Below are 13,895 nucleotides of genomic sequence, written 5' to 3'. Positions count from 1 at the left end.
GATTTGATTTCTGAACTTCTTTGTGTAGGTAGGGAGTAGGGAGTAGGGAGTAGGGAGTAGGGAGTAGGGAATCAGCCTTTTCGAGTTGAGGGCGAGTTATTTCAAAAATCAAATAGGAGTCCTATAGCCCTATTTAACATTCGTAAATAACAAAATTCCCGATTTATTAAATAAGTCGGGAATCTAAACTTTTCGATTTTAAGTAATCATTAAGGATTGGTTCTGAATAGGAGGCGTAGCAATAATCAGGAACATCCCTTTTTCGCTATTTCCTATGCCTTAATCTTATCCAGAGCTAAATTCAGCTTCAACACATTAACTCCAGGCTCACCAAAGATGCCGAGAAAGCGACCATCGGTGTTTTGAGCAATCAAAGTTTCCAGTTGGTTCGGCTGAAATCCTCGCGCTTTGGCTACTCGGGCAATTTGCGCGATCGCAGCTTCGGGAGTAATATGAGGGTCAAGGCTGGAACCAGAGGTGTAGACTAGATCGCCAGTCGGCTGCACACCTGCTGTTTTCAGACGATTGAAATCACCTTCAACCTTTTTGCTGGGGTCTGGATCATCTTTACCTTTGATGCGTTCCATTAATGCGGGATTACTGGGAGCCAAGTTACTAGCACCAGAAACTCCGGTTTTCAAAACTCCCGCATCATCTTTTTTGGGGTCAGCTGTGCTGTAGCTGGTGGTACTGGGACGACTGTTAAAATAGCGATCGCTACTAAAAGGCTGACCAATCAAAGCAGAACCGACAACTTGTGTGCCATTTTTCAATAGACTACCGTTTGCTTGAAACGGAAACACAATCTGCCCAATGGCAATCATCGCAAAAGGATAAATAATCGCTCCAATAACCCAGAGTACCAGGGTAGAACGAACAGCTCTACCGGCTTCGCGTGCAAAACTCATAGGAACATCCTCGAAACGACTGGAAACAACTTGACTTCAGACAGTGGAGGAAAGCCGAACGGCAATTTTAATTGCTGTGACATACGCTTTTTTGGTAAAATGGAATAACAGTGAAATTAGCTCAACGCAGGAAGTTAACTCGCTTTCAAGGCTTATGCTAGTAGCTCAGTTGTCTAACGAGTAGCAACGAAAATTGAGTCATGGGGTGTGGGGATGAGTACATCCTCTGGTCAACCGTAACCGCGCCCGTAAGTTCCGCAAACAACATAAGTGAACAAGCAATTGTTAGTAGTGTTGGGCGGGGGACAAAGCCCTGTCTTTTTAAACCAGGGAATGGTTACTAGAATTTCTCCGGTACAAACATTACAAAAAATAAATAGATAGAAAGCCCTAGTGTCACCATTCCTAACAGCCCCAATCCCCAAGATTGACTGCGGGAAAGTTGTTCACCAGTAGCTGCATAGACTAGAGGTGCAACCACTAGGTTGAAACACATCGCCAAGAATAAATACAGTGGCAGCTTTTGTCTTTGCCATTGACACCAGATTTCAGTTATTTCTTCTAATACTTGGGATGCAAGAATAGTGCGTCGGATCTGAACGGGTTTCATAGTAAATTAAGACAAGGGTAGGATAATATCTATCAGTTTGATGGCAATGAAGGGAGCAACGATGCCGCCAAGACCAAAGATTAAGATGTTACGACGTAGCAGTTGATCTGCTGTTAAAGGTAAAAACTTCACCCCTCTGAGTGCTAGCGGAATTAGTGCTGGAATAATCAGAGCATTGTAAATCAGCGCCGAGACGATCGCAGATTGGGCGCTCTTTAATCCCATAATATTAAGTGCGCCGATTCCAGCAGCTGCAAAGATAGTTGGAATGATCGCAAAATACTTGGCAATATCGTTAGCGATGGAGAATGTTGTCAAGGCTCCACGAGTAATTAGCAACTGTTTACCTATGGTTACTAGGTCAATTAGCTTCGTGGGGTCAGAGTCTAAGTCCACCATGTTAGCAGCTTCTTTGGCAGCTTGCGTTCCAGAATTCATCGCCACACCCACATTTGCTTGAGCTAAAGCAGGTGCATCGTTAGTACCATCCCCAGTCATTGCCACCAGTTTACCCTCAGATTGCTCAGAGCGAATCACCTCAATTTTGTCTTCTGGAGTCGCTTCGGCAATGAAATCATCCACCCCAGCTTCCTCGGCAATTACCGAAGCGGTAATTTGGTTGTCACCTGTGAGCATGATAGTCTTAACACCCATGCGGCGGAGTTGGTCAAATCGTTCCCGCAAACCAGGTTTGACAATATCTTTGAGGTAGATGACGCCATAAATCTCGTCATCTTGGCAAACAGCTAAGGGTGTACCGCCTAACCGGGAAACTCGCTCATAAGCTGCGTCTACATCATCAGAAACGTTGCCACCACGAGAACGGACAAATCCCTTAATCGCCTCTACCGCCCCTTTGCGAATTTGTTTGCCATCGGGTAGATTCGTGCCACTCATCCGGGTTTTTGCCGAAAATTCCACACCTTCGGCTTTGTCGAGATTGAAGTCTACCGCAGCCTGAGATTTTTCTGCTAAAAGTACAATTGACTTGCCCTCTGGCGTATCATCAAACAAGCTAGCAGCGAGGGAGACTTGCGCCACATCTTCTACTGAATGATTATCCAGAGGAATAAACTCATCAGCCATCCGATTACCCAAGGTAATAGTGCCTGTCTTATCCAGCACCAAGGTGTTGATGTCGCCGCAAGCTTCTACTGCTCGACCAGAGGTAGCAATGACGTTAAATTGGGCTACTCTATCCATCCCCGCAATACCGATCGCACTGAGCAAACCACCGATAGTTGTAGGTATTAAAGCTACCAGTAACGAGATGAGAATAGCAACGCTAGCACCCGCCCGCAAACTGTTTCCCGCCTCAGCCCCAAAGGCCGTGCTGATAAAGCTGGCGATGTAGCCAACAAATGGGGGCATTGTCGCCACCACAATCAGGAATACCTGTGTTAACACTGCCAATAATACCGTCAAAGCAATCTCGTTGGGAGTCTTGTTACGTTCTGCTCCTTCTACCAGGGCAATCATGCGATCAATAAAGCCTTGACCAGGATCAGCAGTAATGCGAATTGTCAACTCATCTGAGAGTAGGCGTGTACCGCCTGTTACCGAACTAGCAATATCTGTACCTGGTTGCTTCAGTACAGGGGCAGATTCTCCAGTAATTGCAGACTCATCCACCGAGCCGATGCCTTTAATTACATCTCCATCGGCGGGAATCATGTTATTTGCAACTACTTTTACCAAATCGCCCCGTCGCAGTTCCGTAGAATTGACTTGTTGTATCGAACCATCAGGGAGGATTTTGTTAGCGATCGTATCCGATCGCGTTGATCGCAGTGAATCAGCCTGTGCTTTACCGCGCCCTTCAGCTACAGCTTCCGCAAAGTTGGCAAAAACGAGTGTGAAAAAGAGAATAAAGGTAATTACCCCATTTAACAGACGTTGTTGATTGACATCCGCCTGAATTGTACCAAACAGATTTGGGTTAAGGGTAACAAGAAAGGTGACAATTGTCCCCACCCAAACAACAAACATGACTGGGTTTCTGACAGTAATTCGCGGATCGAGCTTGACAAATGACTCACGAATTGCTCTCTGGTAAAGTCCCCGCATATCTGCTTTGGGGGTGTGCTTGCGCGAGTCACGAGTTCCAGATCCAATACGAGGCGAAGGAGAATCACTAGTAGTTGGCATACATTAAATTTTGGGAATGGGAACTGGGGAATGGGGCATTGAAAGATAAGGTGGATGAATCCAGTTCCGAGGTGGATTAATGGAGTTCCGAGGTGGATTAATGGAGTTCCGAGGTGGATTAATGGAGTTCCGAGGTGGATTAATGGAGTTCCGAGGTGGATTAATGGAGTTCCGAGATGGATTAATGGAGTTCCGAGGTGGATGAACGGAGTTCCGAGGTGGATTAATGGATAGGACTTACGCACACTCTACGAATTCTCGGCGCTCTTGGCGTCTTGGCGGTTCGATAAATTAAGCTTTTTAGCAATTTTTGCGTAAGTCCTAATGGAGTTCCGAGGTGGATTAATGGAGTTCCGAGGGGATGAACGGAGTATCTAATTTTTCTTGTCCCCTTGTCCCCTACTCCCCACTCCCCACTCCCCACTCCCTAGCCAATGCCTTTAGCAATAAAAAAGGCTTCACCGATGGGGCCTAATGCAAGTACTGGGAAGAATGTGAGTGCGCCCAGAATTAAAATCACGCCTGCGGTAACACCTGTAAATAGTCCGGTATCGGTTCGCAATGTACCAGTGGTGTAAGGAACAGCTTGCTTACGAGACATACTATCTGCTAAAAACAGCAAACCCAGAATTGGAATATAGCGTCCAGCAATTAAACTGAAGCAGGTACTCAAGTTCCACCACAGGGCAGTTGCAGTGGTTTTTGCACCCGTAGCGATCGCCAAAGGTGACGGTTGTGAATCTCCTAAACCTTCAAAGCCAGAACCGTTGTTAGCAGCAGCTGAGGCGTATTCATAAATGACTTGAGCAAAGCCGTGAAAACCCGGATTACTAATTCCTGATAGTTGATCAGCAAATGCTAGGGTGATACCTGCGGGAATCATAATAGCGATCGGGTGAACCAGCAGAATTAAAAAACTAGCAAGTACAACCTCGCGCTTCTCAATCTTGCGTCCCAAAAATTCTGGTGTGCGTCCTACCATCAGCCCTGTAGCGAACACAGCCAGAATCAGGTAAGCAAACAAATAAGCGGCTCCTGTACCCTGTCCACCCCAGATAATTTGCAGGAACATATTGGAAAGGGTAATAAAACCGCCGTTGGGCATGAACGAGTCGTGTAAACTATTAACAGCGCCGGTCATCGTGCCTGTTGTAACTGTTGCGAACAAGGCAGATTGTGCCCAACCAAACCGCACTTCTTTACCCTCCAGGTTCGGTTGCTGACTACCCAGCAGTGCATTCACAGCCGGGTTGCCGTTATATTCCCCAATGGCATTGATAACGACAAATACGATGAAAAGCACACTAACCATGCCATATACTAACCAGGCTTGCTTGGTGTTATTAGCAAATAAACCGTAGGCGTAAATCAGGGACGTGGGGATTGAAATCATCGCCACAATTTGAATCAAGTTAGAAAATCCGTTGGGATTTTCAAAGGGGTGTGCCGAGTTGATGGCGAAAAAGCCGCCGCCGTTTTCCCCTAATTGCTTGATAATTTCAAAATGAGCAACAGGGCCACGAGCGATCGCCTGACTAATGTTCGGATCTTCCAAGGTAGGGAATACAACTGCACCCGCCAGTGTTTCTGGAACACCAGCCGCCATCAAGGCGATCGCGCCCACAATACAAATAGGCAGCAAAATTCGGGTAATCGAGCGAATTAGGTCTACATAAAAGTTGCCTAACGATCTACCCGTCAATCCCCGAATAAAAGCAATTCCTACCGCCAAACCAGTTGCAGCAGAAGTGAACATGTGATAACCAAGCCCCCACATTTGGCTGCCATAGCTCATGTAGGTTTCACCAGAATAGTGCTGCTGGTTAGTATTAGTAATAAAAGAAATAGTAGTATGCAGCGCTGTGTCCCAAGTTGGGGCATTTATCCCCGTGGGATTGAGGGGCAACCATCCCTGATTCATGATGATCAAGAAAATCAGCAACCCCATTGCTACGTTGCTGTATAGGATTGCCCGCCCATACTGCCAGCCCGTCATATTTTCTTTGTTTTTAACACCAACCAAGGCATAAAGCACTTGCTCAACCGGATTTAAAATTGGGTCGAGAAAAGTACTTTGCTCAAGGTAGACACGCGCCATATAGCGCCCAAAGAAGGGAGTTATCGCTACTACAATTAGTAACGTTAATACGATTTGAATCCATCCTTCTAGCATTGAATTATTTGAACTCCGACATCAACAAATTTCAGATTATTATAAAATATTATATTCTTGCTATGAATTAGAAAGAATATAGAATGGTATTGACATTATGATGAACTCAGGGCTATTTCATTCTCATCTAGCCCGCCTCAGAATAAATTCTGAGGCTAATAACAAAAGTCGTCTAAAGACGACTAAGAAAGGTTTTTAGTCCACTTTAGTGGACTTAAGCTATGAGCCGCGAAACTTTAGTTCTGGGCGGTTTATGTTTAGAACGAAATAGCCCTGATGATGAACTCACCTATAATTATATGCTTCCTCAATCAATCATGAAGCTTTTTGCTAGAGAACACAAGGTATAAATTAATATTTAAACTTGTCTATCTCAGGAATATACTTATATATATATCAGTATTTAGAGCGTTTATATCGATATATATCTGCAAATATAGAAAAACAGCTAAATCCTAAACAAACGGCTCCTCGTAAAGTTGAGATTGCGTTCAATGTATCTGCATATATTGGGTGGTGTGGCTGTACACTTAGTAGTAGTAAATTGGTATCGACTAGATAAGTCACTTAAATATCTTCGTTTTCGTCATCATCGTATATTCCTGCCCGACTTAAAGCATACTCTGATAGTAAGGGCGTATCTCGTCTATGGCTCTCTGCCCATTCCCGAAAAGCTGTTATCCACTCAAGAACCGTTGCAGTTTTGTAAAATGGTTGATCCTGTTTTGATTTCATCAACTGTTCAAGCAATGCATCAAAATGTGGCTTAACCATTTCAACAGGGAGCTTAGTTACATTTGCTAACACCTGCACAACGCCTTCTAACTCTTCTCTGTCAGCCTCTGTTAGTAATGGTAGTATTTGATTGTTATTGTTTACCATGCTAGTAGCTCTCCATAAATAATACTGAAATTACTTTCTACTTTAATGACCGAAGACAAAAAGGATACAAGCCCCTAAATTCATTTATGGAAAATATAAAAACAATTGTGCCACGATGCTTCAGCTTTAACGCCAAAAAGTCCAAGATCAAGCCCCTAAATTTATTTATGGTTACTGAGCGTAGCCGAAGTATGAGGATTGTAATTTTGAATTTTGAATTTTGAATTTTGAATTCGGAGCGAAGCGACGTGACAGGCTACTATCGCGGTCTTAAATCATTTGTGAAAAGTTAGCTCCTCGACAATTTTACGAAGTCGGGGAGCTGGTGGAAACCGCGAATTTTCACAAATTAGATAGGATAGAATTAGGAGTATAATTGATAACTCATAACTGATTTTGGCGACAAATTCCAAATGCGGATGTGTAGGCATGTAAGAAAGTTCTGCCACCAACAGGGCCGATTTCACCACCACAGAAAAAGCCGCCTACAGGAATATCGTTGATGTAACGCCGAAATAGTTCAGAATCGAAATTGGGTTTACCATAGAGTCCTTCACCTCGCCCCAGACAGGCAAACATTAAGGCGGCTACAGCAGAGGGTTCAGCGTCTCGTTGGTGTTGATAACTTTGGAGGAGTAATTCTAGGTCTTCAGCAGAGGCTTGGGCATCACGGAGGTGGAATTGTAGCCTTTGTCCAGGACGGACGCGATCGCCAATTGCGATCGCCCCAGCTGTTGGATCAACCCCAAGAATACCACGAATTAAAAAGTCTCCCTGTTGCAAAGCCAGCTTAAATTCATCCATCGCCACACCAACAAACAGAGAGTGCTGTGCTAAAATCCGTTCGTGTTCGCTCAGACTAGCAATCAAATCTCGCAATACCACTAGAGGCACTTGCTCATCTAACTCTAAGATGATGTTGCGATCGGCTTTTGTAACTTGCAACGGTTTGCCAATCGGTCGGCATCCTTGGGCTACAATCGTTTCCAAAACAATATTGCCAGTCAAAGCTATACCAACAGTCCCCTCACGATACAAACTTTGGCATTCCCCGCCCTCAGTATCGTTACAAAAAAGGGCAACACGACCACCCATACCCCCACCGCTAGCCTGTCCCCCCACTATCACCGATCCTGGATAAGCAAAATCCAACCCCTGCAATAAATCGTTGATTCCAGAAGCGAAAGAACTAGACAGCAAGATAAACTGGGGTGTCGGTGATGTTGGCACACCGATTAAATCAACCCAAGCATCTGGTGAACTGTCTAAATCAGGTAATTCTTCAGCAACAATATGAAAAACTTGAACCTTCACCCCTGGAAGGTGTGCTAAAGTCAAGCTAATAGCTGGTTCAGCTTCTAATTCTTGGATTTCTCCGTTAACTGTCGTCCCAATCACACCTCCACCACTACAGCCAATTAGCACAGGCACAGAAAGTTTCTCAGCTAACAAGGGTAAGAGTCGGGAATACTCACTCGTAAAAGCAGACGAAATGAATACCAGTCCTAGATCCGCAGGTGCTGTTAACGATGAGACAGCTCGTTCCACCACATCTGTAACAGCTGCTTCCAAAGAATGACGGGTTGATAGGGCGTTTGCCCACTGCATTTGGTCTGCCATGAGTTTTGAGCTTCTTTCTCTTTTTGGGCTAGTAGGTTTTGATTTTTGATTTTGGAAAGAATTGCATCCTACAAGAATTTAAGCCAGCCCTTTGTTTCCTCCATCCCAAGAAGCTGGGGAAGTCATTCCCTAATAGATGCATCTAAATATATTGTATGATTGTTTATCTATGGTACTAATTCCACAAAATCTTAAAAAATAAAGATGAATGCATTATAGACGTGGTAGTTTACTGTATTGGTTATAAATCAATAGGTTAAAGTACTAAGTTATGAGATGAATGGTTAGAATGGTTAGTAATCAAGCTAAAATCTGCCATTTCTGAAGTTTTTCTATACTAGTATTAACAACACACAACGAGACTAAAGCAATGACCAACATCCAAGAAACAGCAAAGAGCGGTATTCATGAGAAAATCCAAGAAGAAGTGGAACAAGCGCGTACTGTCTGTGATACTAACGGTAGCAACTCACCAGAGTGTGCTGCTGCTTGGGATGCAGTAGAAGAATTGCAAGCCGAAGCTTCCCACAAGCGCCAAAGCAAGCCAAAAAACTCTCTAGAACAGTATTGTGATGACAACCCAGATGCAATTGAATGCCGAGTTTACGACGAGTAGAAATTTAGACAAGTGAGTTTTATGTTCGTTTGGTAAACAAGCAACCAAAATTTACTTACATCTTGCACTCTCACCTCACTCCCGCCTAAAATCTTACTCCTCCTCTTTTATGATTTGCCCCAATAGGTAAATAATTGGTGAAATATCTGGAGTTACTGATCTATAGGGGTTAAAATTTGAGAGTTTTTTTATCTTAAAAGGAAACTTTTACACCCAAAAAAATGGGGTTTTGTCCCAGAGTGCCGAGTATATAGTCGGTAGGTGGGTTTTAGAACTCTTCTTGGCGCTACTTACAAATAGGTGCAAAATCTGAGATGAGGAGCTTTGAGTTGCTTGTTTTTTAGCAAATAGAGAGATTGAGGAAAGTGAATTAAACAATTTACCATGTAATATCTTTTCCAAAAATCTTTGCAACAAATGAATTGACCGTAGGGGCGTACATCTGTATGCCCCTACAAACGTATTTATAGTATAAATTCGGTGAAATGGTATAAGTTGGGTAGCCACTTGCTTGCACAAAGAAGTTAGAGTGCAGTCGTAATATAGATAGACTACTAGCTAGCTAGCTAATAGCTTACAGGCAGGGCTATTTCATTCTCATCTAGCCCGCCTCAGAATGAATTCTGAGTCTAATAGCGAAACTCGTCTAAAGACGACTGAGAAAAGGTTATAGTCCCTTTTAACGGACTTTAGCTAAAAGCCAAAGAACTTTAGTTCTGGGCGGTTTATGTCTAGAACGAAATAGCCCTAGCTTACAGGTTTATTAGTTATGGATACTTGTTCTTGGTTAAAAATGTTTTATTTATCGTTTGAGAAAAATTATGGACTATAACGTTTGGTTTCGCCCTTTCGTCTGGATGGATTACCGACTGGCAGTATTATTCCTGGTAGTTATTCCACTAATTCTTCTAATTTGGGCATTTGTGCAAAAAGCGGAAGGCATACAACGCTTATTGGCTATATACTGGCGAGTATCAAGCCTGGTAGCAATCACGATTTACTTAATGATTGCCCAGTATCCAGTTAGTTTTATCTCTGGGTTGATAGCTCAGATTTTGATCCCGATTTCGCTGTGGTTCTGGGTGGATATCAACGATGAAATTGAGTATCAAACCAGTGGCGCTTTGAAATTGATTTTTACTTCTTGGCGGTGGGCGACAACTGTTTATTGTATTTTGGGTACACTAGCCTTTATCCCTTTTTTGGGTTGTGCTTTTTCTGGCAATGCGCTGAAGACTTCCTATTGTCGCGTCTGGTTTGAGGCTCCGTTGCTATTCAAAGAATATTTCCATGCTAATAGCAAGGCTGAGTTTTTAGGTTTTCTCGGCATAACTAGTTTAGTAATTTATGTGCTTTACTTAAGCTACTTTGTTCTGATTAAGCTGGGCAAGCAGGGACGCTCGGCTACACCACAGTAAGCGTTACTCTTAAAAAAATGGATTCTATTGGCAAGCGACTGGAACAATACACTGCTAAACGTCCCCAAGAAGTCCTACTTGTAACAGTAGAAATTGCTGATGAGCAAGATACAATTGCTATTTTCAAAGGCTTTTCCAGTTCTTTGATGCGCCCTACAGCATTTGATGCAGATGTACCAGTTCTACCAGATGGGGCAAAGATCCTCAATATTGACCGAGTAGCCAGTCCTTACAATCCTGAAGCACCTCGTTATATTCAACAAGGAATTTCTTGGGAAGCTATGGAAGCTCTATTATTAGAAGTAGGTGTTTGACTAATTACTAATTCGTAATTCGTAATTTTGGTGTAATTAACTAAGATGCCTACTGCTGCTCAAGTAGCAAGTTTGTACCGTATTAGCTATCAACTGACGTATATCATGCTTCAACCCATATACTTCATTTGCGTTGATAATCGGACTCGTAATGTATACATCCTTGCTGGGTATGACGAAGAGATTGAATTCCAAATTTTACCCAACGGAGAGTTGTCTGATGAGCCGAATTAATTACGATTCGATGTCTGATGTTGAATTGAAACAGTATTTTCTCAAGCATCGCCGGGATCAAGCTGCTTTTCAAGCATACTTGGACAGGATTAATCAACGTCCGCGTAGAATTGTTGCAAGCCCTGACGATCCCGATTTTGATGAGAAGGTTCAAGCAGCGATTCGCCAAAAGCTAGAAGCAGCAAGAAGCGTTAGTCAGCAGGCTAACACTGCGTTTGAGCCGACTGACCACGAGTGATCTGTCAGAGGCAAAGAAAAGTTATCTACTTTTTTATGAATTACCACGACATTATTACGATTGAACCTGGAAAACGCAGTGGTAAACGGAGGGAAAACTAGAAGGTCAAGTTCAGTATCTACCCTGGTAAAGCGGTCTAACAAAGCGATGAAGCGGGCAGCCACAAGCCGTTGGCGTGGATGCAAAGAATATTTGCTGCCGATCATCTTAGCCGTTATCCTGAAGAAAGCAAGCTATCTGAAACTGTCTTCAATTTTGAATAAGCGATCGCACCGGGAGCATTATTATTCTGGATATTATGCCGAATTGGGCAGTTATAGTTATTCTTCGGTTGGGCGATTAAACTTAAGTAGAATCAAGCGTTAGCACGGAAAACTCAACTGTGGTAATTTTTGTTGATGTCGATGACACTCTTGTTCGCTCGGTTGGAACGAAACGAATTCCAATACCCAGCGTCATTGAAGTAGTTCGACAGTTAAAGGCGCAAGGAGCAGTACTGTACTGCTGGAGCAGTGGAGGCAGTAATTACGCTCGTGCTTCAGCAAAGGAGTTTGGACTAGAGGATTGCTTTGCTGGTTATCTCCCCAAGCCAGAAGCAATGATTGATGATCAACCATTTCAGGCTTGGCGAAGCTTACGCCATGTGTATCCATTGCAGGCTGATAGTTTGCTCAGTGAGTAGCACTCTGGACGACTGTGATAGAGCGATCGCCCTGTTTGATAAGATGGTTGGCATAGTTGGAGAAGTTCATAAGTCGTTCACCCTATGACAACCAAAAAATATGTTTACTGGCAAGATGAGGAGATGTGGCTTGGCTATCTGGAGGAGTATCCAGACTACTGGACTCAGGCAGAAACCGAAAACGAATTGAAGGAGAACTTAACTGATATTTACAAAGAATTAACGAGTGGGACAATCCCCAATATCTGAAGAGTGGCTGAACTTGAGGTATCGTCAAACGACGGGACTTGATCAAATGCCTCGAAGAAATGGGTTGTGTATTTATTCGTCATGGTGGCAAACATGACTGGTATCAGAACCCAAGAACGAAGGTATCTCAACCTGTTCCAAGGCATCAAGAAATTAAGGAACAGCTTGCCAAACACATCATCAAAATGCTTGGCGACGAAGGCTAACACGGCGTTGGAGCCGAACCCTGAAAGGTTATTTGGTGAATTTTGAAGAATTATTTTGACTTTTGAATTTAAAAAATGTCCCGTTCTGGATACACACTCCCGGTATTTACCTGTGCTTCTGCTGTTGCAGCTTTACACTTTACACTGGTTACGCGATCGCCAAACCTTAACTTTAGGGCTAATTGTAGAACCTATCTTCAGTCTCAGTGGGCTAAACCAGATCCATAGCTTAAGTGTGATTGTGCTTTGTGGATGGGCTAACATAAGCCCCAAAGCCAGATGGACAGGCGATTCCCAGCTTAAAATAGGAAAATCCACAGCCTGCCCAACATGAGCGAAACCGTCTACATCGAAACCAGCATTCTTGGTTATCTCACAGCTAGATCGACCAAAAACTTGATTATTGCCGGAAATATTGAGGTTACAAGAGATTGGTGGGAGTTGCGTCGAAGTGCATTTACCCTCTACATCTCACAAGTCGTTCTAAGTGAGGTAGCACAGGGCGATGCAAAAATGGCTGCTCAAAGACTTGAGGCGGTGCGTGGTTTACCATTACTTGAAGTGACCGAAGCTGTAGAGGATTTAGCAGCGCAGTTTATGATGCAAACCAACCTTCCCCCCAAAGCTTCTGATGATGCGATCCATATTGCACTGGCTACAGTCAGCAGTCTCAATTACCTGTTAACCTGGAATTGCAAGCACATTGCAAATGCTCAAATCCAAAGGAAACTGCTGGAGATTTGTTCTGATTGTGGATACACTTTGCCAATAATCTGTACACCTTATGAATTAATGGGAGAGTAAATTATGTGGCAGGATGAAATCTTAGAGGAACTCGAGCGAATTCGTGACGAACATGCAAAGTCTTTCAACTATGACATGAAGGCAATTTGTGAAGATTGGCAAAGACAGCAGGCCCAAAGTGGCAGGCAGTTTGTTACCCTAACTCCTGCGCGGGGGTCTAACAATGGGGTGCAGCCGACGGAGCAGAAATAGTCGTTGGGATGCGAAAGTCATCTGCTGCCGTTGAACTGAGCCGTTACCCTAAAAGAAGCAAGCTACAGTTGGGTTCTAAATTGCCGTTTGAAACTGTCTTCTCTACAAGAGGCTGCGCGAACAATTTTGAAGAATTATTTTGACTTTTAAATTTAAAAAATGTCCCGTTCTGGATACACACTTCCCGTCTTTGCCTGCGCTGCTGCTGTTGCAGCTTTACAGTGGTTACGCGATCGCCAACCCCTAACTTTAGCATCTATAGATTTGATTGAACCCAGCCAAATCGCAGAAATCCCAATTGAACAGGTAGCAGGACTATCTGAAAATACAGCTTTAGCAATCACCCGCAGCGATCCTGGTGATAATCTTGACCTAACTAAAGATACACCGATTTGGGCATTAGTGGAATGGCGAGAACAGGGTGATGATGCTGTAATTATTAAAAGTGGGGAAGGAATTGGTAGACAGGTGAATGCTGATGACAAGCCTGCTATTTATGCTTACGCTCAAAAGCTGTTGCAAGAGAATTTGCAACGAATGCTAGAACCTGGGGAAAAAATCACGGTGACGATTATTCTACCCGAAGGGCGATCGCTTGCTG

The 13,895-nt window shown here is 43.6% G+C and carries 19 protein-coding genes and 1 pseudogene; 14 read left to right on the top strand and 6 right to left on the bottom strand.

Going from position 1 to position 13,895, the window contains the following annotated elements:
* Positions 1–272: 272 nt before the first annotated feature.
* From kdpC to kdpB, 3 genes are all read right to left on the bottom strand, one after another.
* Positions 273–908, bottom strand: a complete 636-nt coding sequence (gene kdpC, locus LC574_RS05205) for a K(+)-transporting ATPase subunit C (protein ID WP_229451818.1) — start codon at positions 906–908, stop codon at positions 273–275.
* A gap of 340 nt (positions 909–1,248) precedes the next feature.
* The gene (locus LC574_RS05200; protein WP_229451817.1) at positions 1,249–1,518 is read right to left on the bottom strand and encodes a potassium-transporting ATPase subunit F; all 270 of its coding nucleotides are present in this window, start codon (positions 1,516–1,518) and stop codon (positions 1,249–1,251) included.
* 6 nt (positions 1,519–1,524) lie between these two features.
* Positions 1,525–3,666, bottom strand: coding sequence for a potassium-transporting ATPase subunit KdpB (gene kdpB / locus LC574_RS05195; RefSeq protein WP_229451816.1), 2,142 nt, complete (start codon positions 3,664–3,666; stop codon positions 1,525–1,527).
* A gap of 79 nt (positions 3,667–3,745) precedes the next feature.
* Here kdpB and LC574_RS37785 point away from each other — a divergent pair, with 79 nt between their 5' ends.
* Positions 3,746–3,871 carry a hypothetical protein gene (locus tag LC574_RS37785; protein WP_267871420.1) on the top strand — a complete coding sequence of 42 codons (126 nt, stop codon included), beginning with the start codon at positions 3,746–3,748 and terminating at the stop codon, positions 3,869–3,871.
* Between the two features lie 222 nt (positions 3,872–4,093).
* Here the strand turns inward: LC574_RS37785 and kdpA are convergent, their stop codons facing one another.
* Positions 4,094–5,839 carry a potassium-transporting ATPase subunit KdpA gene (gene kdpA, locus LC574_RS05190; RefSeq protein ID WP_229451815.1) on the bottom strand — a complete coding sequence of 582 codons (1,746 nt, stop codon included), beginning with the start codon at positions 5,837–5,839 and terminating at the stop codon, positions 4,094–4,096.
* A 221-nt stretch (positions 5,840–6,060) separates the two neighbouring features.
* Between kdpA and LC574_RS37780 the strand changes: the two genes are divergently transcribed.
* On the top strand, positions 6,061–6,189 hold the full coding sequence (locus tag LC574_RS37780; protein ID WP_267871419.1) for a hypothetical protein: 129 nt from the start codon (positions 6,061–6,063) through the stop codon (positions 6,187–6,189).
* 217 nt (positions 6,190–6,406) lie between these two features.
* Here the strand turns inward: LC574_RS37780 and LC574_RS05185 are convergent, their stop codons facing one another.
* Positions 6,407–6,721 (bottom strand): hypothetical protein, encoded by a 315-nt coding sequence (locus LC574_RS05185; RefSeq protein WP_229451814.1) that lies wholly within the window; start codon positions 6,719–6,721, stop codon positions 6,407–6,409.
* Positions 6,722–7,105: 384 nt separating this feature from the next.
* Positions 7,106–8,341: an FIST N-terminal domain-containing protein gene (locus tag LC574_RS05180; protein ID WP_229451813.1), complete on the bottom strand. Its 1,236-nt coding sequence runs from the start codon at positions 8,339–8,341 to the stop codon at positions 7,106–7,108.
* 370 nt (positions 8,342–8,711) lie between these two features.
* On the opposite strand from LC574_RS05180, the gene LC574_RS05175 reads away from it, so the two are divergent.
* The 12 genes and pseudogenes from LC574_RS05175 to LC574_RS05120 form a co-directional block, all read left to right on the top strand.
* Positions 8,712–8,957, top strand: coding sequence for a Calvin cycle protein CP12 (locus tag LC574_RS05175; protein WP_229451812.1), 246 nt, complete (start codon positions 8,712–8,714; stop codon positions 8,955–8,957).
* A gap of 821 nt (positions 8,958–9,778) precedes the next feature.
* Complete coding sequence (locus tag LC574_RS05170) at positions 9,779–10,375, top strand: DUF3177 family protein (protein WP_229451811.1); 597 nt, start codon at positions 9,779–9,781, stop codon at positions 10,373–10,375.
* Positions 10,376–10,392: 17 nt separating this feature from the next.
* Positions 10,393–10,689: a hypothetical protein gene (locus LC574_RS05165; protein ID WP_229451810.1), complete on the top strand. Its 297-nt coding sequence runs from the start codon at positions 10,393–10,395 to the stop codon at positions 10,687–10,689.
* A 45-nt stretch (positions 10,690–10,734) separates the two neighbouring features.
* The gene (locus LC574_RS05160) at positions 10,735–10,923 is read left to right on the top strand and encodes a hypothetical protein (protein ID WP_229451809.1); all 189 of its coding nucleotides are present in this window, start codon (positions 10,735–10,737) and stop codon (positions 10,921–10,923) included.
* A complete protein-coding gene (locus tag LC574_RS05155) occupies positions 10,910–11,161 on the top strand; it encodes a hypothetical protein (RefSeq protein ID WP_229451808.1) in 252 nt (83 codons plus the stop codon). The genes LC574_RS05160 and LC574_RS05155 overlap by 14 nt, the downstream gene beginning before the upstream one ends.
* Before the next feature lie 382 nt (positions 11,162–11,543).
* Positions 11,544–11,843, top strand: a complete 300-nt coding sequence (locus LC574_RS05150; protein WP_229451807.1) for a DUF705 domain-containing protein — start codon at positions 11,544–11,546, stop codon at positions 11,841–11,843.
* Between the two features lie 84 nt (positions 11,844–11,927).
* Positions 11,928–12,092, top strand: coding sequence for a hypothetical protein (locus LC574_RS05145; protein WP_229451806.1), 165 nt, complete (start codon positions 11,928–11,930; stop codon positions 12,090–12,092).
* A gap of 38 nt (positions 12,093–12,130) precedes the next feature.
* Complete coding sequence (locus tag LC574_RS05140) at positions 12,131–12,298, top strand: type II toxin-antitoxin system HicA family toxin (protein WP_267871418.1); 168 nt, start codon at positions 12,131–12,133, stop codon at positions 12,296–12,298.
* 75 nt (positions 12,299–12,373) lie between these two features.
* Positions 12,374–12,491, top strand: a pseudogene (locus tag LC574_RS05135) (cobalt-precorrin-5B (C(1))-methyltransferase); the annotation flags it as partial.
* Between the two features lie 137 nt (positions 12,492–12,628).
* Positions 12,629–13,102 carry a type II toxin-antitoxin system VapC family toxin gene (locus LC574_RS05130; RefSeq protein ID WP_229451804.1) on the top strand — a complete coding sequence of 158 codons (474 nt, stop codon included), beginning with the start codon at positions 12,629–12,631 and terminating at the stop codon, positions 13,100–13,102.
* Positions 13,103–13,105: 3 nt separating this feature from the next.
* Positions 13,106–13,294 carry a hypothetical protein gene (locus LC574_RS05125; protein ID WP_229451803.1) on the top strand — a complete coding sequence of 63 codons (189 nt, stop codon included), beginning with the start codon at positions 13,106–13,108 and terminating at the stop codon, positions 13,292–13,294.
* Between the two features lie 159 nt (positions 13,295–13,453).
* Positions 13,454–13,895 (top strand): cobalt-precorrin-5B (C(1))-methyltransferase (locus tag LC574_RS05120; RefSeq protein WP_229451802.1); only part of this gene is annotated, 442 nt, incomplete at its 3' end.

This window comes from Nostoc sp. CHAB 5715, from assembly GCF_020829685.1.
Lineage (GTDB): Bacteria > Cyanobacteriota > Cyanobacteriia > Cyanobacteriales > Nostocaceae > Nostoc.
The sequence above is the reverse complement of the archived record's forward strand: the minus strand, read 5'-3'. Positions and strand labels throughout refer to the sequence as shown.